This is a genomic window from Streptomyces sp. SAI-127, assembly GCF_029894425.1.
Taxonomy (GTDB): Bacteria; Actinomycetota; Actinomycetes; order Streptomycetales; family Streptomycetaceae; genus Streptomyces.
Map to the genome: position 1 here is coordinate 3,175,962 of NZ_JARXYJ010000001.1, position 18,715 is coordinate 3,194,676.

The 18,715-nt window shown below is 69.3% G+C and carries 16 protein-coding genes; 7 read left to right on the forward strand and 9 right to left on the reverse strand.

Annotated elements, in window-relative coordinates; translation table 11 throughout:
- Positions 1-244: 244 nt before the first annotated feature.
- On the forward strand, positions 245-4,183 hold the full coding sequence (gene eccCa, locus M2157_RS14360) for a type VII secretion protein EccCa (RefSeq protein ID WP_280862257.1): 3,939 nt from the start codon (positions 245-247) through the stop codon (positions 4,181-4,183).
- Positions 4,184-4,237: 54 nt separating this feature from the next.
- Entirely contained in the window at positions 4,238-4,834 is a 597-nt protein-coding gene (locus M2157_RS14365; protein ID WP_280865423.1) for a hypothetical protein, read from the forward strand.
- 75 nt (positions 4,835-4,909) lie between these two features.
- On the opposite strand, the gene M2157_RS14370 is transcribed toward M2157_RS14365, so the two are convergent.
- The 6 genes from M2157_RS14370 to M2157_RS14395 all read right to left on the reverse strand — a co-directional run bounded on the left by M2157_RS14370 (position 4,910) and on the right by M2157_RS14395 (position 10,639).
- The gene (locus tag M2157_RS14370) at positions 4,910-5,779 is read right to left on the reverse strand and encodes a hypothetical protein (protein ID WP_280865424.1); all 870 of its coding nucleotides are present in this window, start codon (positions 5,777-5,779) and stop codon (positions 4,910-4,912) included.
- Positions 5,780-5,806: 27 nt separating this feature from the next.
- Complete coding sequence (locus M2157_RS14375; protein WP_280865425.1) at positions 5,807-6,928, reverse strand: hypothetical protein; 1,122 nt, start codon at positions 6,926-6,928, stop codon at positions 5,807-5,809.
- Between the two features lie 5 nt (positions 6,929-6,933).
- Positions 6,934-8,187 (reverse strand): putative T7SS-secreted protein, encoded by a 1,254-nt coding sequence (locus M2157_RS14380; RefSeq protein WP_280865426.1) that lies wholly within the window; start codon positions 8,185-8,187, stop codon positions 6,934-6,936.
- A gap of 54 nt (positions 8,188-8,241) precedes the next feature.
- Positions 8,242-8,529 carry a hypothetical protein gene (locus tag M2157_RS14385; protein WP_280862262.1) on the reverse strand — a complete coding sequence of 96 codons (288 nt, stop codon included), beginning with the start codon at positions 8,527-8,529 and terminating at the stop codon, positions 8,242-8,244.
- 110 nt (positions 8,530-8,639) lie between these two features.
- Complete coding sequence (locus tag M2157_RS14390) at positions 8,640-9,416, reverse strand: hypothetical protein (RefSeq protein WP_280865427.1); 777 nt, start codon at positions 9,414-9,416, stop codon at positions 8,640-8,642.
- Between the two features lie 503 nt (positions 9,417-9,919).
- Entirely contained in the window at positions 9,920-10,639 is a 720-nt protein-coding gene (locus tag M2157_RS14395; RefSeq protein ID WP_280865428.1) for a DinB family protein, read from the reverse strand.
- Between the two features lie 205 nt (positions 10,640-10,844).
- Between M2157_RS14395 and M2157_RS14400 the strand changes: the two genes are divergently transcribed.
- Genes M2157_RS14400 through M2157_RS14420 form a run of 5 tightly spaced genes read left to right on the forward strand, consistent with a single transcriptional unit; the run spans position 10,845 to position 16,393 of the window.
- Positions 10,845-12,563 (forward strand): nucleic acid/nucleotide deaminase domain-containing protein, encoded by a 1,719-nt coding sequence (locus tag M2157_RS14400; protein WP_280865430.1) that lies wholly within the window; start codon positions 10,845-10,847, stop codon positions 12,561-12,563.
- A gap of 9 nt (positions 12,564-12,572) precedes the next feature.
- Positions 12,573-13,205 (forward strand): SUKH-4 family immunity protein, encoded by a 633-nt coding sequence (locus tag M2157_RS14405; protein ID WP_280865431.1) that lies wholly within the window; start codon positions 12,573-12,575, stop codon positions 13,203-13,205.
- Positions 13,206-13,217: 12 nt separating this feature from the next.
- Positions 13,218-13,781, forward strand: coding sequence for an SUKH-4 family immunity protein (locus tag M2157_RS14410; protein ID WP_280865432.1), 564 nt, complete (start codon positions 13,218-13,220; stop codon positions 13,779-13,781).
- Between the two features lie 5 nt (positions 13,782-13,786).
- Positions 13,787-14,563: a nucleic acid/nucleotide deaminase domain-containing protein gene (locus tag M2157_RS14415; protein WP_280862268.1), complete on the forward strand. Its 777-nt coding sequence runs from the start codon at positions 13,787-13,789 to the stop codon at positions 14,561-14,563.
- Positions 14,564-14,587: 24 nt separating this feature from the next.
- Positions 14,588-16,393 carry a hypothetical protein gene (locus M2157_RS14420; protein ID WP_280862269.1) on the forward strand — a complete coding sequence of 602 codons (1,806 nt, stop codon included), beginning with the start codon at positions 14,588-14,590 and terminating at the stop codon, positions 16,391-16,393.
- Between the two features lie 13 nt (positions 16,394-16,406).
- Here the strand turns inward: M2157_RS14420 and M2157_RS14425 are convergent, their stop codons facing one another.
- The 3 genes from M2157_RS14425 to M2157_RS14435 are packed head-to-tail and all read right to left on the reverse strand — an operon-like array spanning position 16,407 to position 18,690.
- Positions 16,407-17,081, reverse strand: coding sequence for a hypothetical protein (locus M2157_RS14425; protein ID WP_280865433.1), 675 nt, complete (start codon positions 17,079-17,081; stop codon positions 16,407-16,409).
- A complete protein-coding gene (locus M2157_RS14430; protein WP_280865434.1) occupies positions 17,078-18,379 on the reverse strand; it encodes a hypothetical protein in 1,302 nt (433 codons plus the stop codon). The genes M2157_RS14425 and M2157_RS14430 overlap by 4 nt, the downstream gene beginning before the upstream one ends.
- Complete coding sequence (locus tag M2157_RS14435) at positions 18,376-18,690, reverse strand: hypothetical protein (protein WP_280862272.1); 315 nt, start codon at positions 18,688-18,690, stop codon at positions 18,376-18,378. The genes M2157_RS14430 and M2157_RS14435 overlap by 4 nt, the downstream gene beginning before the upstream one ends.
- Positions 18,691-18,715 lie beyond the last annotated feature (25 nt).

The following is an 18,715-nucleotide window of genomic DNA, read 5'->3' on the forward strand; positions in this document are numbered from 1 at the left end:
GTCCAGTACTCGGTGATTCGTCGCGGTTTGCCAGGGCGATTCCCGCTCCGCGCTTCGTTTGGAGCGTCACCCTACCGTCCTCTTGCGGCTTCTCCCCATCCCCTCCCGGCTCAAGGGGCCCGCAGAACAGTAGGATCAACGCCCGGCTCATGTGTTGGCAAAGCCCCATGAGTTGACGAACATACGGGGGCCGTCACGACGGGGGCGGTTCGACATTGCGATTGCGTGAAGGACTGGTGGATCGGTGAGCGTCGTCATCGTCAAGCGCCCGCCGCGGGTACTCCCGCCGGAGGTGCCGAATGAGGAGGTCAAGCTCGAGTCACCTCCCGAACTCCCTCGCACCGAGGACGACAGCCTCCTGATGAACCTGCTGCCCATGCTGGGCATGGGTTCGTCGGCGGCGTTCTTCTTCATGCCCGGCGCCCAGGGCTTCATGAAGATCATGGGCGGCCTCATGCTGGTGTCCACGGTCGCCATGCTGGTCGCCCAGATCGTGCGGGCCCGGAAGGGACCGTCCGGTCAGATGGCCGAGGCCCGGCGCGACTACCTCAAGTACCTGGCGCAGAAGCGCCGTGAGGTCCGCCGCACGGTGCACAAGCAGCGCGACGCCCAGTACTACCTGCACCCGGCGCCGGAGCAGCTGTGGGCGCTGGTCGCCGAGGGATCGCGGCTGTGGGAGCGGCGGGCCATGGACCCGGACTTCGTCCAGGTCCGGATCGGCCTGGGCCCGCAGCAGTTGGCGACGCCGCTGGTCGCGCCCGACACCGCCCCGGTGGACGAACTGGAGCCGCTGACCGCGCACGCGATGCAGCAGTTCATCGCGAGTTACGGCACGCTCGGTGAACTCCCGCTGGCCATCGGGCTGCGCTCCTTCTACCACGTGACGATCTCCGGGGACGCGGAGACGGTCTACGGCCAGACCCGGTCGGTCGTCGGTCAACTGGCCTCGCTGCACTCGCCCGAGGACGTGGTGATCGCGGTCGTGGCCTCGCCGGGTGCGGCAGTGGACTGGGAGTGGACCAAGTGGCTTCCGCACATGCAGCACAAGGAGTCCGACGGCGCCGGCAGCCGCCGTCTGCTCTGCTACGACCTCGGCGAGCTGGAGGAGATGATCGCCCACCAGCTGGAGGGCCGCCCCCGCTGGAGCCGGGACGGCTCCCCGGTGCTCGACCAGCCGCACGTGGTCGTCGTACTCGACGGCGGCGGTGTTCCCGCCGACTCGGTCCTCGCCTCGGCGGAGGGGCTGCAGGGCGTGACCATCGTCGAGGTGGTGCCCGGCGAACTCGACGAGGCGCGTGGCTCGCTGTCGGTGCGGGTGTGGCCCGACGCCATGGAGCTGGAGGCGGGCACGGGTGTCTTCACCGGTGTCCCCGACGTGCTGTCGCAGGCGCAGGCGGAGTCGCTGGGCCGTCAGTTGGCGCCGCTGCGGCTCGGTGCCGCCGACGCGGACGAACCGCTGCTGGCGAACCTGGACTTCACCGACCTGATGCAGATCGGTGACGCGGCGAGCGTGGACGTCTCGCGCACCTGGCGGCCGCGCACCCTGCACGAGCGGCTGCGCGTGCCGATCGGTCTCGGCGAGAGCGGCGAACCGGTCATGCTGGACCTCAAGGAGGCCTCGCAGGAGGGCATGGGCCCGCACGGCCTGTGCGTCGGCGCCACCGGTTCCGGCAAGTCGGAGCTGCTGCGCACCCTGGTCCTCGGCCTCGCGGTGACGCACTCGTCCGAGACGCTCAACTTCGTGCTCGCGGACTTCAAGGGTGGTGCCACCTTCACCGGCATGGGCAACATGCCGCACGTCTCCGCGGTCATCACCAACCTGGCCGACGAGCTCACGCTCGTGGACCGGATGCGTGACTCCATCACCGGTGAGCTGACCCGCCGCCAGGAACTCCTGCGGCAGGCCGGCAACTACGCCAACATCACCGACTACGAGAAGGCGCGCGCCGCCGGTGCCGCGCTCGACCCGCTGCCCTCGCTCGTCCTGATCATCGACGAGTTCAGCGAACTGCTCGCCGCCAAGCCCGACTTCATCGAGATGTTCATCCAGATCGGCCGTATCGGCCGTTCGCTGGGTGTGCACATGCTGCTCGCCTCGCAGCGCCTCGAAGAGGGCAAGCTGCGCGGCCTGGACACCTTCCTGTCGTACCGCATCGGTCTGCGCACCTTCTCCGCGGCGGAGTCCCGTACGGCGATCGGTGTGCCCGACGCCTACCACCTGCCGAACGTCCCCGGTGCGGGCATCCTCAAGTACGACACCGAGACGATGGTGCAGTTCAAGGCCGCCTACGTGTCGGGTACCTACCGGCCGAACGGGCCGATGGCCCAGGGCGGCGGCCGGATCGACCGCTCCCCCGTGCTGTTCACCGCCGCGCCGGTACCGGTGCGGATCCTCACCGAGCCGGAGCCGGAGACCCGGAGCAACCAGGTCGACGACGCGCTCGCCGACACCGTCCTCGACGTCATCGTCAGCCGCCTGGACGGTCAGGGCCCGCCCGCCCACCAGGTGTGGCTGCCGCCGCTGGACGAGCCGTTCAGCCTCGACCAGGTGCTGCCGGCCCTCAACATCAGCGCGGAGCGCGGTCTGCACGCCGAGGGCTACCACGCCCAGAGCAAGCTGATCGTCCCGGTCGGCCTGGTCGACAAGCCCTTCGAGCAGCGCCGTGACGTGATGTACGCGGACCTGTCGGGGTCCGCCGGTCACGCGCTGATCGTGGGTGGCCCGCAGTCCGGCAAGTCGACGCTCGTGCGCACGATGGTCACCTCGTTCGCGCTCACCCACACCCCCGCCGAAGTGCAGTTCTACGCCCTCGACTTCGGCGGCGGCGGCATGCTCGCGCTGGAGAACCTGGCCCACATGGGCGGCGCGGCCTCCCGTCTGGACCAGGAGAAGGTCCGCCGTACGGTCGCGGAGGTGCACGGCATCCTCAACGCCCGTGAGGAGTTCTTCCGCTCCAAGAGCATCGACTCCATGGGCACCTTCCGAAACCGCCGGGCGCAGGGTCACTACCCCGACCAGCAGTGGGGTGACGTCTTCCTGATCATCGACGGCTGGGCGACGTTCAAGAACGACTACGAGATGCTCGACCCGGTCATCGCGGACATCGCCACCCGTGGTCTCGGCTTCGGTATCCACCTGATCATCACCGCGACCCGGTACACCGAGATGCGGCCCGCGCTGCGCGACCAGATCCTCAGCCGCCTCGAACTGCGGCTCGGTGACGCGATGGAGTCGGAGTTCGACCGCAAGCGGGCCGAGAACGTGCCGATGGGCAAGCCCGGCCGCGGTCTGTCCCCGGACAAGCTGGACTACCTCGCCGCCACGCCCCGGATCGACGGGTCGACCGCGGTGGAGGACCTCGCCGACGGCATGGCGCACCTCGTCCAGAGCGTCAACAACGCCTGGCAGGGCCCGGCGGCACCGAAGGTGCGGATGCTGCCGACGATGCTGCACGCGTCCGAGCTGCCCGGCGGCGGCGACTTCGGCAGCCGCGGTATCGCGGTCGGCGTCGACGAGCTCACCCTCTCGCCGGTCTTCGTGGACTTCGAGACCGACCCGCTGTTCGTCATCTACGGCGAGAGCGAGTCCGGCAAGTCCTCGCTGCTGCGGTTCATCGCCAAGCAGGTCTCGGAGCGGTACGCGACCAACAAGGCGCTGTTCGTGGTCTCGGACTTCCGGCGCGCGCTGCTCGGCCAGGTGCCCGAGAGCCACATGTACAAGTACTGCGCCTCGGGTCCGCAGCTCCAGGAGGTCATGGAGTCACTGGCCGGCTCGATGAGCCGCCGTATGCCGGGCCCGGACGTGACGCCGGACCAGCTGCGCAACCGCTCCTGGTACAACGAGCCGGACGCGTTCATCTTCATCGACGACTACGACCTCGTCGCCACGTCGATGGGCAACCCGATGTCGGTCCTTCTGGAGTACCTGCCGTTCGCGCGCGACCTGGGTCTGCGCATCATCCTGGCCCGCACCACCTCCGGCGCCTCGCGCTCCTCCTTCGAGCCGGTCCTCACCCGGATCAAGGAGCTCGGCGCACAGGGCATCGTGCTGTCCGGTGACCCGTCGGAGGGCCCGGTGTTCAACAACATCAAGGCCGCGCCGATGCCTCCGGGCCGCGGTCAGTTCATCTCGCGCCGGACGAGCGGCCAGCTCGTCCAGACGGGATACCTGCCGGAGAGCTGATCCTGTTCCGGTGGAGGGGCGGCCGTGTCTGCGGGCCGCCCCTCTTTGTTGTGGATGCGGAAGAAGTTCGCGGACAGCGTGGGCCAGAGCAAGGCCAACTACGACGAGGTCGACCACGCCCTCGAAGAGGGCTTCCGCAAGGCGGCGGCACGGGAAGGCGCGAAGTGCTCCGACGCCCACAAGATGATCGAGAACCTGCGCTCGGGCGGCGACTGGGAGGGGGACGCGGCGGTCGCCTTCCGCGAGCAGCTCGACGGCGCACTGCCGACGAACCTGAAGAACGCCCACTCGTCCATCACGAGGGCAGCAACCGCGCTGGCCGACTGGCAGAAGGCGCTGGACGGCTACCAGCAGCGGGCGCGGGCCCTCGACAGCGACGCGAAGGGGAAGATCGGGACCGCGGAGGGCCACGGCAGCTTCCTGGGCAGCGGATACACCTTCTGGGTCCGCAGGGTCCGGTCGGGCGAGATCGGCGAGGTCTGGTTCGCGGGCGACCCGCGCTTTCTGGGCGTCGTCGCCGTACCAGGACCGCGACGGCTGTTCGGAGTCGCTCAGCGTACGGCGGTGGACGACCGGATGTCGGCCCGCAAACGCGGCGTCAGCGCCGAGGCGCGGGAGCGGGCCAAGGCGGCGGGGGCGCGGGTCGGTTGAGGGGCTGAGCGGTTGCGGGTACGGCGGTGGCGGCGCCCGGGGAGGGTGCCGCCACCGCCGTATGCGTACTGCCTGTCAGAGCCGTGTGTCCAGGAGCTTGCGCAAGGGTGGCGAGAGCTCGTGCACGGGTGCTCCCGCGGCCTGGGACCTGGTCAGCTCGTCGAGGTAACGGAGGGCCTCGCCGGACAGTTCCCTCTGGCGTCTGCCGAGGCGGTGCCCGGCCAGCCAGGTCCAGATACCGAGGGGGATGAGCAGTACGGCCGCGTACGCCGCGGGCAGGTCCTTGACCACGGCGTAGCCCACCCCGACGGCTCCGGCGACGACGAGGATCCAGCCCGCCTCGTCGTGCCAGCCGCCCTGGTCGGCGATCCGCTCGTACTCCTCGACCTCGGCCGGCTTGGGCGGCGGCGCCACCGGGGTGGCTCGTACGCCGGTGGTCGGCGCCCCGGCCGGAGTGGCGTACGACGGCAGCGGGGTCACCTCGAGTTGACCACCGCCGCGGCCCGTCAGCCACACGGGCACGAAGGTCACGGGGGCGCCGTGCGCCTGCGCCGCCGCGAGGACGTGCCGGTATCCCTCCAGGAAGGGGTGGCGGAGCTTGCGCCTGCCCTGGAGGTTGACCTGGACGAAGGCGGCGAGCGCCAGGACCAGGAGAGCCGCCGGAGGTGCGGCTGCCACCGCCATGTTGTCCGGCTTGCCGGCCGCGGCCCATACCAGCCAGACGATTCCGACGGCGGTGGCCAGGGATCCGGACCAGACCAGTCCTCCGCGCCCGAGCCGTCGTAGGGCGGCCTCGTGTTCGGAGAGGGTCTTCCTGACCGCCACGTCGTCGAAGTAGTCGTAGCCGTGCGTGCTGCCGATCTGCCGTACGGCATCGGCGAGTCGCGGGTCCGCGGACAGTGAGTGCGCGCCGACCGGCAGGAGATCACTGGGGTTGTCGTCCATGATGCGGCCGCCTCCTCGGGCCGGCCCCTATCCGAAGGCGGAGTCGACCGGGCCCCGCACGATACGTGTGCAGGGAGCGATCACCTCGATGACGAGTCGTTGCCGACCGGAGATCAGCGTGATGTTGACACGGTGTCCCGAGTCGCCGTCGGCGGCCAGGGACACGCTCTGGCCCGGTGTGCCCGACAACTTGAACCAGCCCTGCCCCTGGAAGGTCCCTTCGAGCCGTCCGATGGCGACCGCGAGCTCCGCGTCTTCGACACCGTCGATCTGCCAGTGGTGGCGTGCCGTGCACACCGACCTCAGCCCCTTGGACCAGCAGTCGACACACGTGACCGCGGACACCGCGTTGCCCTCGTCCATCCGGCCGCGCACGCCGAGGGCGTCCAGGACCCGGCTGGAGTGGGCATAGAGCTCTTGGACGACGGCCGGATCGGGAGCCACGTCCGGGACCGGCTGAGCGTGCGAGAGCGCGGCGGCCATCTCGGCCTCCTCCTCCGTGGCCCAGTCCAGCGTCCGGACGATCGTCGCGAAGAGCTCGGAGTAGAGGTCCCAGTCCTCCATGGAAGGCGTCGAGAGCTCGAACACCAGCATGTCGGCGTCGTTGGGCAGGGGGATGTAGACCTGGATCTGGCCACGGGGCACTTCCAGCGGCTCGCCGGTCGGGGACGCCTCGGCGGTGATCGTGAACGGCGCACCGCCGATCCTCACGACGGCCTGGCTGTCCCCCTTGCCCGACGGCAGGGTGCTGATCTGGACGTCGTCGTCGGGGTAGGCCCGGCGAAGCGCGGAGTAGGCCTCCGACAGGGCCTCGCCGGCCGTGATCTTCTCCAGCGACATGCGGTAGACCGCGACGGTGGCGGTGCTCTGGCGCCCGTCCATGTCCATGAGGCAGAAGCCGGCGTACTCGGCGCCCGCTTCCGCCAGTTGGGCGGTGATCTGGAAGTAGAGGGCGAACATCGTGATCTGGTCGTCCTCGCTGCCCTCCGCGAGGATCGTCCTGACCAGTTCGCCGAGCCGTTCGCCGACCTCGTCGGCGTCCTCAGCGTCCACGGGAAGCTCGTGGAAGAACGGCGGCATGATCCAGCCGACGTGGAGGTCGCCGCGCCGGCCCTCGGGGTCTGCCGTGACGGTGGTGACTTCGGTCATCTCGCTCAGGCCGCCAGGGTCTGGAGGAACTTGTCACCCGTGGCGGGGTACGGCATCGTCCGGACCGGAGAGGGCTGGCCCGGGTTCGCCGGAGTCGGGTGAGTCGACACCGCGGGCTGGCTGCCACCGTCGTCGCCGCCGAAGATGAGCTTTCCGGTGCCGAAGAGGGCGCTGCCCGCCTTCGTGGGAAGCGAGATCTTCCAGACCTCCGACTCGGGCAGGGCCTTGCCGAGCGGACCCAGGATCCGCTTGTTGATCTGCGTCGACATGACACCGTTCTTGATGCCCTGCATCAGGCCCTTGCCGCCCTGGGTGAGGCCGGCGGCGAGCTTGGCGCCCTTCGCTCCTGCCTTGATGCCGGTGAACAGGCCCTTGGCCGCGCCGATGCCGGGAAGCATGCCGAACGCGTCCATGCCGATCTTGAAGGGCGAGGCGCCGCCCATCCAGTGGCCGGCCATGGCAGCCCCGGAGAAGGCGATGGCGCCCGCGCCCAGGATCGCGGAAGCGACCTGGCCACCGACCGGAATGACGTTGACGACGATCGCGGCTGCTGCCAGCGCGCTGGAGATGGTGGAGAACAGGTCCGCGTTGTCGATCAGGAAGTTCTTGAACCCGTCCCAGGCACCCTTCAGGCCATCCGTGATCTTGTCCCAGATGCTGATGTCCGGCGGCCGGTTGTTCGCGGCCTCGCGGATGGCCTTCTCGGCCTTCGCGGCCTGTTCTTCCCAGTACTTGCGCAGCGCCTCGCCGTTCTCGATGAGGAGCTTGAGGTCGGTCGCGGCGTCCTGGGCGGCTCGCGAGGCGGAGTCCGCCTCCTCCGACAGGGCCTTGGCCTGCTGCTCGGTGAGCTGCTGGAACTGCGCGCCCTCGATCTTGACGTTGACCTTGTCGACGTCGGCGTTCTTCTGGTCGAGCCGCTTGCGGGCCTCGACCGCGCGCTCCTCGAGGTTCTTGGCCTGGCGCTGCATGGTCTCGAGTTCGTCGTGCCAGCCCTTGAGCGCCCGGGAGCAGGCGTTCATCGACTCGTGGCCCTGCTGAAGGTACTTGGGCAGTTCGCCGACCTTCTCCTGGAACTTCTTGGCGGCCTCGCCGTCCCAGACGCCGTCCGTCTTGCCGATGCCCACCAGCATCTCGCGCATCTCGTCGAGCTCGTCGCCGACCGTCTTCACGTCGTACGCCAGTGACTCGATCGTGTGCAGGTCGCCCTTGGCCGGGTTGAACGTCAGTCCGGGCCAGTTGGGGTCGTCGAACATTCCCATCGTCTTCTCCCCGTTGTGTGCGTGTGCGAGTTGTCGGGCCGGCGGTAGCCGGCACTACTTCTGGCTGAAGCCCTTCTGCAGCTCCTTGTCGGTCGACTCGTACGACTCGAGCGTCTTCTTGAGCCCCTCGTGCAGCTGCTTGGCGCCGTCGGCTATCCGCTTGATGCCGTCGCCCCAGTCGTCCTGGAAGTCGTCGCAGGCATTGTCGAGACCATCCGTGCCAAGTCCCTTGGGACCCACCTTGTTGAGCCGCTCCTGGGCGCCGCGCATACGGTCGTCCACCTGGTCCAGCCGGTTGATCAGGGTCTTCATGCGATCGACATCGATCTGGAAGTCAGCCATCCCCGTGTCTCCCCGTAGTCGTGATCCAGTCACCGGCGCACAGATTATCGGAGGGGCAACCTCCGGGGTACCTGAGGATGTTCGCGGTCGCCAACATGTGACGGTCGCGCTCAGACGCCGTCCCACACGTGCAGCACGGCCTGCGCGTACGCCAATCGCCTGTCCAGCCGGGCCGACACGATGTGGAAGATACCGCCGCCCCGATAGTCGACGACGACCTCGGAATCACCCGAGGCGCGCCACAACGCGCGGCTCGGAAGGCCGAGGTCCCAGGCCGACTCCTTCTTCGCCTCGTCCTTGTCGCCGAACAACAGCGGCACCAGCCCCTGGAGCGCCCCAAGCGCCCAGATGACGAGGTAGACCGGGGAGAAGACGGTGAACAGCGCCCACCCGACCGGGGTTCCGCGCCTGGCGGTGAGCGGCTCGCCGCCGGCAACCGCCTGCACGGTCCAGCGCGGGCGGCGCGGCCATGGCAGGACCCGTCCGTCCAGACGCGTGATCCGGCCGATCGGCGCGCCGTCCCCGCCGTACACCTCGTACGCACCCGAGCCGACGGACCGGACCGAGCACAAGGGTTCGGCGTCCGGGCCGCTCACGGTGAACGGCGGCCGCGCATGGCGCCCGCCGTTCAGGGCATCCTGGGGCACGCTGACGTGAGCGACGGGATTGCCCTTCGTCCCCTCGTAGGCCGACCGGATGGCGACGGTCTGTTCCCCGGCCCTGACCCGGGCGTACGCCCGCAGTCTCTTGCTCTCGATCTCGATCCTGGTCTCGGCCGCGGGATGCGCATAAGACGCCGGAACGGGGGGCTGGCCGTACGGTCCCGGGGCCTGCGGCCGCCCCGGCTGCTGCCCCTGCGAGGCCCATTCCTGGCTGCTGTGGTCCATGGCCGCCCAAACTGTCGATGCGGTTGACGATGACGAGCGTCAGAATCTCAAAGGTCGGTCGGCCGCGTCGCGGGGTGGTCGGCGTCAGCCGATTCAACGACGACTTGTTCACGCGAGCTTCACAGGATTCCCCCCGGAAGGTTTCCCCGTGGAGGGGTCGCCAGCGGCTGTCGAGCCACGGCCGGACCCCGCGCAAGTTCCAGTTTCTAGTCCGTGAGATGTCGCCGGAGTCCGCGAAAGACGTCCGTCTCCTTGACCTTCAGGGTCACCCACGCAACTCGTTCCAAAGCGAGCAGCCCGGCCGCACCCGCCTCCAGCCGAGCAACGGGTCCATGGAACCGGCCGGGCGCGGACGCATTGAGACCGCCGACCACCCGCATGGGCTGTCTGGCCATGGTCTCGAGACTGTGACGAGAAGAGCTGCGCGACGAAGGCCCCATCCGCCCCGAACCGGTCACGCGGCTCGCGCCCGTTTCATGGCGCTCAGCCCTCGGCCGGTCCAACTACCCAGCAGTGTTGAAGCGGGCCTGCCACAAGTCGCGGAGCAGCGCGATCTCCGCCATGTGGTGAATGAGTTCGAGGTTGGACCCCCACAGCACGGAGATGTACGGCTCGTCGGGCGCGGAGCCGTACGGGTACTGGGAGAAGCCGATCGTGTCCAGCTGATCCTCGGTGACCCGGCCGACGGCTTCGCGCCAGCGGTCGAGCAGGGACCAGAAGCGTTCCTGGGCCAGGGCCGCGGAGGGGGTGAAGTCGACCAACTGGTGGGGATCCGTGCGGCGTTCGCCGAAGGTCCACTCCCACTCGCCGGCGAAGCAGGAATGGAGGTGTCCGAGTCGCCAGGCGATGGTCGTGACCGGCGTGATGTCGGGTTCCACCGGCCCGGTGTGGGCCAGGACCTCCTCGACCCGTTCGACGCTCACGCTCCAGTCCTCGGCGATCTTGGCGACGCTCATGCCGTCGGCGGCCTGGCGGGCGACCTCGGCGTACTCGCCCGAGGGGATGTCCGGGGCGCCCTTGTCGAGGACCCACTCGCCGGGACCGTACGCCCGGGGCGTCACCGCCTCGCTCCGGCGCCGGATCGACCAGCAGTCGGGGACCGGCTCCCACAGGTACTCCTCGTCTCCGAGCCCCTCGAGCCGTACCTGGGCCCGCTCCCTGACGCAGTCGAACTGGTCCAGCAGTACGCCCAGTCGGTCGGTGCGTACGCGTCCCGTCTCCATGCCCGGCTCCCCTCACGGTCCCGTCCAGGCGGAGGCTAACGGCATGCCCGCGGGAGCCGCGAACGGATTTACGTGCCCCCGGGTTCCGTTCGGAAAGGTATGCGCCAACTGGGCCTCGGATCCAGTCATGTGACGCCGGGTGAACTTGTTCCCATGATCCGATCAAAGTTACGTTTTACCAACTAACTTTCGAACGGGGGTCCTTGTGGGTGTAGTCCTGCCGAGCGAGCTGGATGCGGCCCTGGACCTGATAGGCATCAGCTGGCCCAACGTCGACGAGGACGACTACCGCGACATGGCCCAGGCCATGCGGGAGTTCGCCGACGACATCGAGGACGGCGCCGCGGACGCGCACCAGGCGATCACCGATCTGATCGGCGGCAACGAGGGCCTCGCGATCCAGGCGCTGGAGAAGCACTGGGACCTCGTCAAGGGCAAGCATCTGACCAACCTCTCCGAAGCGGGCCGAGTGGCGGCGACCGCGCTGGACGCGGTCGCGGTGCTGATCGAGGGCGCGAAGATCGCGGCGATCGCCCAACTCGGCATCCTCGCCGCGGAGATCGTGGCTGCCATCGCGGCCGCCCCGGTCACCCTGGGCCTGTCGACGCTGGGCGGTATCGCGGGTACGCAGGCCACCCGGATCGCGGTGAAACGCATCTTCCAGGAGGTGTGCGAGGAGATCGCCTCGCGGATCATCGAGGTCGCCACGGGTCCGATATTCCAGGCTCTCGGCGCGATGGCGGGTGACCTGGTCCTGCAACTGGGCGGCAACGCCCTGGGGACGCAGAACGGCGTCGACCTCGGCCAGACCGCGAAAGCGGGCCGGGAGGGCCTGGACGAGGGCGTCGACAGCCTCAAGTCGGGTGGGGGCATGCAGCTGGCCAGCGCGGGCGGGGGCGCGGGCGGTTCGATGCAGCTGGCCGGTGCGGGTGGGGACGGCGGGTCGAGCAGCGGCGGCGGTGGCGGTGGCAGTCAGTTCAGCATGGACCTGGAGTCCTACGACCGCGCGGGCAACGGGCTCAAGAGCGCGGGCGGCAAGATCCGCGACGGGGCCGGCAGCAAGCTGACCCGCGCGAAGTCCTCGCACGGCCGCGCCCGGGGCAAGGATCCGCTCACCAATCTCCTCGACCCCATGGTCGACGAGCTCATGGAGGGGATCGGAAAGGGCGTCAAACGCTCCGCGGCCCACCTCGACGAGAGCATGACCAGCGGCCTGAGCAAGATGGCCAAGCGTCACAAGGCCAACGACGACGACATCGCGACCCAGCTCCAGGGCATCACCAAGTCCCCGGGACGCGACGTCCCCGTCTACCACCTCGACGACAAGGGCAAGGTCACCCGCATCACCTCGGCGGGGCACCACGACCTCACCGACGACGACCGCACCCGTCTGACCTCGTTGAACCTCCAGGGCGACAGCGTCCCCGAGCGCAAGGCGGGCAAGTACCCGCTGCCCAAGGGCAAGCGGGAGAGCAAACCCTCGCAGCAGGTAGCCTTCGGTAGCACTGATCTCTCGCAGGCCACCAAGACGGCCCGGCAGGCCAACGGTGACTACGGAAGGACGTCGAAGGGGAAGTTCTCCAGCCGGAACTACGCCGCGGGCCGGTACGGAAAGCCGGGCGCCGATGACGAGTTCATCATCGTCGGCCGCAGCAAATGGCCTGCCTCGCATTCGGAGCGCCAGGTGGGCATACCGTTCCTCAACGCCGGGACCAAGGACGGGCTGACCGAGCTCTACACCGAACGAGAACCGTGCACGACCGGAAAGGGCGCTCAGAACTGTAGCGCCTGGATGTCGGAGTACCTCCCGAAGGACGTACGCGTCTCCCATACCGTCGAATACGGTGACACGCCGGATTCGAAGCAGAAGGGCAACGACGCGATGGAGAAGTACCTGAACGGCATGAACCCGAAGAAGAGGTAGTAACAGCACATGCCCCCGCTCGTCGACCACACGATGATGGAGTCGGTCTTTCCCGCCGAGGAGATCGAGACGTGGGAGGAGGAGAAACTCCCCGCCGGGCTGCACGCCTCGGCCCGTTCGGTCCTGACCGACGTCGGACTTCCGCACGACCGCAGCTCCTTCTTCCTCCTGGACGGCGCGCTCTTCGAGGGCGAAGACACCCCGGCCGCGTTCCGCCGTTGCGCAGAGCTGGACCACTTCTCCGCGTACGAGGACATGCCCAAGGGCTGGGAGAACTGGCTCGTCATCGGTGAGATCTTCTACGACGTCGTCGTCCTCGATCCCGAGTCCGGAACGGTGTATTGCCTGCCGGACGGCGAGTACCGGGCCCTCCCGCTCAACCGCGACCTCGTTTCCTTCGCCTATTTCACCTATCTGCTCCAGGTCGAGCGCCCGAACTATGACTTCTCGGTGTCCGAGGACGTCGACGATTCGGAGGCCGTGGCCATTTCTCTGCGGGAACGGATGATCCAGGCCGATCCGCTTCCGTTCGAAGGCGTAGAGCCTGCTTGGTCGGAAGAATTCGACTGGGATGACGACGACGCTCCGCGTCTCCCCCCGTGGGATGCTGTGCTCTCGAACGTGTACGAGTCCATCGACTAGGCGGAACCATCCATGACTGCCCTCACAGGCGACGTCCGGCGTTTCGATCCGGAGGAGCTCACCACCTTTTCCGCAGCGGCGGTGGCGAGCATCCGGCACGAGCCGAGTGCGGACTTTCTTCGCAATGTCGGCATTCCGACCCGCCCGAATCCCTGGTTCGACCTCGTGGACGGCTCTCCGGAACAGGTCAGGACGCTCGGCGACGCCTACGGCGACGTCCGCCAGCGGTGGACGAACCTGCCCCAAGGCGCCGAGGGCTGGCTTCTGCTGGGCATGGTGCCCTATGACGACATCGCCCTGGACGGGGCCTCCGGAGTCGTGTACTGCCTTCCGGGCGACGAATCCGAGGCCTATCCGCTGAACAAGGATCTCCCCTCCTTCGCCCACTTTCTCTGTCTGTTGGAGAGGGAGCGCCCGAATTACGACTTCGAGTCGGAACTCGAGAATATCGACCCGGAGCGTGCGGCGGCCCGCCTCACCGAGCAGATGCGGAAAATCGACCCGGCCGCTCTTGACGTGACCAATTCCCGCTGGCACGACATCCTGGAGTATGTCGCCAAACCCGAGGCGAGGTAATGGCGATGAATGACAGCAATATTCGACACCTCGGGGGGATCACCCTCCCTCTGGCCGTCGGCCCGTATTTCACGACGGCCGCGTCCGACCCCGTTCCGCTGCAGGAGTTCGCCCTGTCCGTCGAGCGTACGGTCGTGCTGGAGGAGTGCCGGGACTGGGCGCGGTTCGGGTCGGACCGCGGGTTCGAGATCTGCGCCGATCAGGAGGGCGTCGTACGCGCCGTGCTTCTCGACTGGACCGAGGAGTCGCGGTTCGTGAACGCGACTCCGGAGGCCTTCGCCCAGTCGCTCGCCGCACTCGACCAGGCCCTCGCCGTGATCCTCGGCACCGAGGTGCCGCAGGAGGCCGCAGCCGCGTACGCGGAGTTGGAGCAGCGGTTGCGGACCCTCGACCCGCGGGCGTTCGAGGGGCGGGAGCACTGGTGGCCCCTCGTCCTCGACGACATCCGGGACACCGCGAGCGCGGAGTGGTTCACCGCCTTCGAGATCGTGAACGACCGGGGTGAGAAGCAGATCGTCACGCAGGCCGGCGACGTCGGCGTCCACCCGGAGGAGCGGCTGTGGGCCCGGTTGCGAGCCGCAGGTGTGCAGCCGGAGCAAGTGCTGCGGATCCACACCGAGTTGGAGGCCTGCTTCATGCCGGGGCACTACTGCTCGCTGTGGCTCGGGCAGGTCTTCCCCGAGGCGCAGCTGACACACAACTTCCCCTACGGGGAGACGGCCGAGTCCCGCACCGAGGGCATCCGGCTGCTGCGCGAGGCCGCCGCCGAGCAGGCGCAGTAGAGCGACGAGGGGACTCAGCACACCATGACCGTCGGGACCGCCACACCGGGACCGGGCATCGCCTCCTGGCCGCCGCTCGACAACGACAAGCGGGCCTTCGGGCAGCGGTTGCTCGACTGGGCGGCGGACGACACCGGAGCCCGCCCCCAGCTGTTCCTGGTGCGGGGCGCCGAGGGCAGCGGCAAGAGCCATCTGCTCGCTTGGTTCCTGGCCGGGGCGGCCGGGCACCCGCGAACAACCGTCCACGCCACTGTCCTGGCCGCAGGGCTGACGGCCGAGACCTTCGCCTGGAGCCTGGGGCGGCAGCTCGGCTATGGCCCCCTCTCCCCGGCGCGTCTGCTGGACCGGGTGAGCCAGGACGAGCGACCGCTGCTGATCCTCGTACCCGATCTGCACCGGGCCGGGGCGGGCCCCGCGGATCTGCCGTCGGCGGCACCGGAGACCCTGGTTGCCGAGCTGCTGGAGCCGTTGCTGGCCCTTCCCCATCTGCGCGCGGCCGTTGAGGTCGGGACGTCGGGATTGCTGGCCGCGGACGGAGTCGAGGTCGTCGACCTGGGTGAAGCCGACGGCCAAGGCACCGGACAGGCCTCCTACGCCGAGCTCGTCGCCGCGGTCCCGCGCACGGCCTACGGCCGCCCCGACTGGTCCCAGGCGCCCGACATGGTGCTCCGGCACGTCCTCGACGTAGCACTGTGCACCAACGACCAAGGAGCCGCCGTACGCGGCCTGTTGGCCGACCCCGGGTTCCTGGTGCATGGCTCGGCCACCGCACTCACCGCCGTCCTCACCGACGAGCGCATCCCGGTGCCCGGCCGGCTGCGCGAGGTGTGGAGGCGTGCCGCACCGGAACTGACGGCGTATCACACCGACAGCGCCGAGCGAGCCGCCCTGCTGCACGCCGCCGCGGTCGACACGGATCCGGACCTCGCCGAGTACCTTCGGCCGCTCGCCCAACAGCACTGGTGGTCCGCGGTGTGGGCCCGGCGGGCCCTCCCCGTGAGCGCGCTGGCTCTGGTGCCGGGCGTGGAGCGAGGGCTGCTGGCCTCGGACCCGACGGGGCGGCTGCGGACGTACGACGTGGGGAGTGGTGCGGCACTCGGCGGGACCGCATCGTCGTCCGTCGGCGCGTCCGACGGAGCCGCAGCGCCCTTCGTCCACCCCACCTTCGTACAACCGCGCTCGGTCGCCCCTCGTGACGCCCGCTCGGCGCTGCTGCTCGACCGGTCCGACGCGCTGCTGCCGCTCGTGACCGAGGACGACCCGACCGCCGCGTTCGCGCTCGAGCGCATCGCCGAGCACCACGGTTCGGCCGCGCTCGCCGGGGAGGAGTCGCTGGTCACCGCGCTCGGCAGCGGCGGCACCCGGAGTCCGTACGCGGTCGTCGGCGACCGGGGCGGCACGGTGCATGTGTGGTCCCTGGGCGAGTACCAGGACGTTCCGCGCTCCTGCCGTGTGCACGAACAGCCGGTCACGGCCGTCACCTGCGTCGACACCGCCGACGGGCTGACGCTCACCTTCAGTGCCGGGGCGGACGGCACGGTGCGGCTGTGGGAGACCTCGGCAGAGCCGATGCCGGTGCCGGTGCAGCAGCGCCGGTACCGGACCACCGCGCTCGCCGCCGCGGACACCTCCGCCGGTCCTGTCCTCGCCGTGGCCTGGAGCGACGGCGAACTGCATCTGTGGCACGTGTTCACCGGCAGGGTGCGTGTGCTGCCCTGGCTGCACGGCTGCGACGCCCTCGCGCTGACCTCCGAGGGCCTGCTGGTCATCGGGGACCCCGAGGGACTGAATGCCGTACGACTGCGGCTGGACGTGCTCTGGGAACGGTGAGGCTCCCTGCCGACTAGCCGAAGGGGCTGTGGGCCGCGGCCACGGCCGTCTTCGGTTCGCGGGCCGGCGTCGGAGCCGTGAAGGAGACCCCGGCGGCCACCAGCGTGGCCAGTTCCAGGAACTCCTCCTGCGCCTCGAAGACCTCGGTGGACAGGGACACCACCACTGCCTGCGGGATCCGTGGGAAGGCGAGGTGGAACGTGGCGGTGCGGACGGCCGAGGTGCTCTCGCCCTCGACGCCGAACAGCGTTCCGGGGACCGTGACGGCCTGATCCGCCACCACGACGGCGGCGAGCCCCGACGGCAGTTCGACGACCGCCTTGTGGGTGTCCGGCTGGTCCGGGTGGGCACGCAGCGCGCTGTGCGGATAGAGGTGGGGGTCCCCGGCGGGACGGTCGGTCACGGAGATCTGGCAGATCCCCGTGAGGAGCAGGTCGTCGTCCGTGCGCAGGACGAAGGAACTGAAGTGGACCAGTCCGTCCTCGACCAGTCTGCCCAGGGCGGCCTCGAAAGCGAGGGCGCTCGCGACCAGTTGGCCGGTCGCCGCGTCGGGGCACAGCTCGGCCAGCGCGGTGTAGTTGGCCTCCATGCGCTCTTCGGGATCGGCCGCCAGATCCACCTGCCGGAAGCCCTCCGGCAGGGTGTACCAAAGGGGCAGCGGGCGGCCGGTGTCGACGGTGGCCGTCACAGGGCCCTGGCCACGGCGAAGATCTTCTGGAGGGGTTCGACGGCGAGCCCGCCCGCCATGACGCCGTCGCCCGCGACGGTGGCGTTCGTGGCCGGGGTCGCCCACGCGTCGGTGTAGTGGGGGTCGAGGGTGATGGCCGTGGGCAGGGCGAGGGCTCCCGTCGTCACCGCTTGTGTCACGTCCGCGGCCATCGCGCCGGCGGCCGACGAGGAGCCGAGCTTGGCGGCGGCCCACTCGACGGGCCTGGCGATGAGCGGGTTGGAGGGGTCCGCCGCCTTCGCCGCCCAGTTGAAGGCCTCGCCGCCGCTCTTCACGGCCTGCGAGACGGTCGCACCGGTGCGGGCGAGCGTCTCGGCTCCCCGTGCCGCCTCGAAGGCGGTCCTGCCTCCCTCGATGGCGGCCTTCGTACCGTCGATGGCGGGGCCCACGCCCGGGACGGCACCGAGCAGGTCGCCGCCGAGCGTGGCCCACTCGCTCAGGTTCTTCGACGTCGGCGGCCACATGTCCTTGCCGCTCTGGACGTACTGGTAGGTGTGCTGGGCCGCCGCGGCCAGGCTGAGGCCGATGGCGATGGGGGCGAGGACGGGGCAGAAGATCGCGGCGATGCCGACGACCGTTGCCGCTACGGTCAGCAGGTCGCCGCCGTGCTCGTTCCACCAGTCCTTGAACTTCTCCCAGGTCCCGCCCTCGGGGGCGTAGTCGCTCGCGTGCCTGCGGATCGCGTCGGCGTACTCCTGGGCCCGGTCGCCGTGCTGGGTCTCCAGCTTCCTGGCGTCGTCGATCAGGTCCTGGAGCCGGTTGCGGGCGCTGTTCAGCGTCCTGCCCGCGCTGTCGAGCCGTTCGTCGGCACTGTTCAACCGGGCCTGGGCGTCGTCCAGTTGCGCCTTGTCGGTGAACATCCGTCCGGCCAGTCGCAGATCCGGGTCGGACCGGGCGGTCTCGTAGTCCCGCTCGGCCTGGTCGGCCTTCCTGCGCGCCTCCTCGGCGTCCACCTCGTAGTGGCCGGCCCTGACTTTGAGGTCGTGCAGGGTGTCGCTCCATCTGGCCATCTCGCCGCCCGCGGCTTCGAGGGAGTCATGGGCGCGCTGGAGGTAGTCGGGGAGGTCCGTCACCTTCTGGGTGAACGCCTTGGCCGCCTCCCCCGACCACCAGGCGCTCTCCTTGGAGAGGGAGTCCAGCAACTGGTAAGTGGTGTGCAGGGTTTCGGCTGTGCGCAGCAGATTGTCGGAGAGGTTGGTCGCCAGGTGAGGGTGACCGGGGGTGGGGTTCCAGCCGAGGCCGGTCCAGTCGTCGCTCACTGCGCCACCCCTGGGGAGTGGGCTCCGGTGTGCGCGAACGCGCCCTGGATCTCCTGCTCGGTCTGCTCGTACGCCTTGATGATGGCGGGCAGCGCCTCGTTGAGGACCTTGATCCGTTCCTGCGTCTTGCCGAGCCCGTACTCCCAGCTCTCCTCGAAGTCCTCGCAGGCCTTGTCGAGCACGCGCTTGCCCAGGTCCTTCGGCCCGGTGTCCTTCATCCGGCGCAGCGCCTCGTCGAGTTGTGACTCGCTGTCCTCGAGCTTCTTCTTCAGCCTGCGCAGTTCATCGAGACTGACCTTGAAATCGGCCATGTTCCTTCCCCCAGTTCTGCAGTTC

Bases quoted from the DNA above. Each gene is read 5' to 3' on its own strand.
- M2157_RS14365 (WP_280865423.1), top strand. From the start codon at position 4,238: ATGCGGAAGAAGTTCGCGGACAGCGTGGGCCAGAGCAAGGCCAACTAC.
- M2157_RS14370 (WP_280865424.1), bottom strand. From the start codon at position 5,779: ATGGACGACAACCCCAGTGATCTCCTGCCGGTCGGCGCGCACTCACTG.
- M2157_RS14375 (WP_280865425.1), bottom strand. From the start codon at position 6,928: ATGACCGAAGTCACCACCGTCACGGCAGACCCCGAGGGCCGGCGCGGC.
- M2157_RS14380 (WP_280865426.1), bottom strand. From the start codon at position 8,187: ATGGGAATGTTCGACGACCCCAACTGGCCCGGACTGACGTTCAACCCG.
- M2157_RS14385 (WP_280862262.1), bottom strand. From the start codon at position 8,529: ATGGCTGACTTCCAGATCGATGTCGATCGCATGAAGACCCTGATCAAC.
- M2157_RS14390 (WP_280865427.1), bottom strand. From the start codon at position 9,416: ATGGACCACAGCAGCCAGGAATGGGCCTCGCAGGGGCAGCAGCCGGGG.
- M2157_RS14395 (WP_280865428.1), bottom strand. From the start codon at position 10,639: ATGGAGACGGGACGCGTACGCACCGACCGACTGGGCGTACTGCTGGAC.
- M2157_RS14405 (WP_280865431.1), top strand. From the start codon at position 12,573: ATGCCCCCGCTCGTCGACCACACGATGATGGAGTCGGTCTTTCCCGCC.
- M2157_RS14410 (WP_280865432.1), top strand. From the start codon at position 13,218: ATGACTGCCCTCACAGGCGACGTCCGGCGTTTCGATCCGGAGGAGCTC.
- M2157_RS14415 (WP_280862268.1), top strand. From the start codon at position 13,787: ATGAATGACAGCAATATTCGACACCTCGGGGGGATCACCCTCCCTCTG.
- M2157_RS14420 (WP_280862269.1), top strand. From the start codon at position 14,588: ATGACCGTCGGGACCGCCACACCGGGACCGGGCATCGCCTCCTGGCCG.
- M2157_RS14435 (WP_280862272.1), bottom strand. From the start codon at position 18,690: ATGGCCGATTTCAAGGTCAGTCTCGATGAACTGCGCAGGCTGAAGAAG.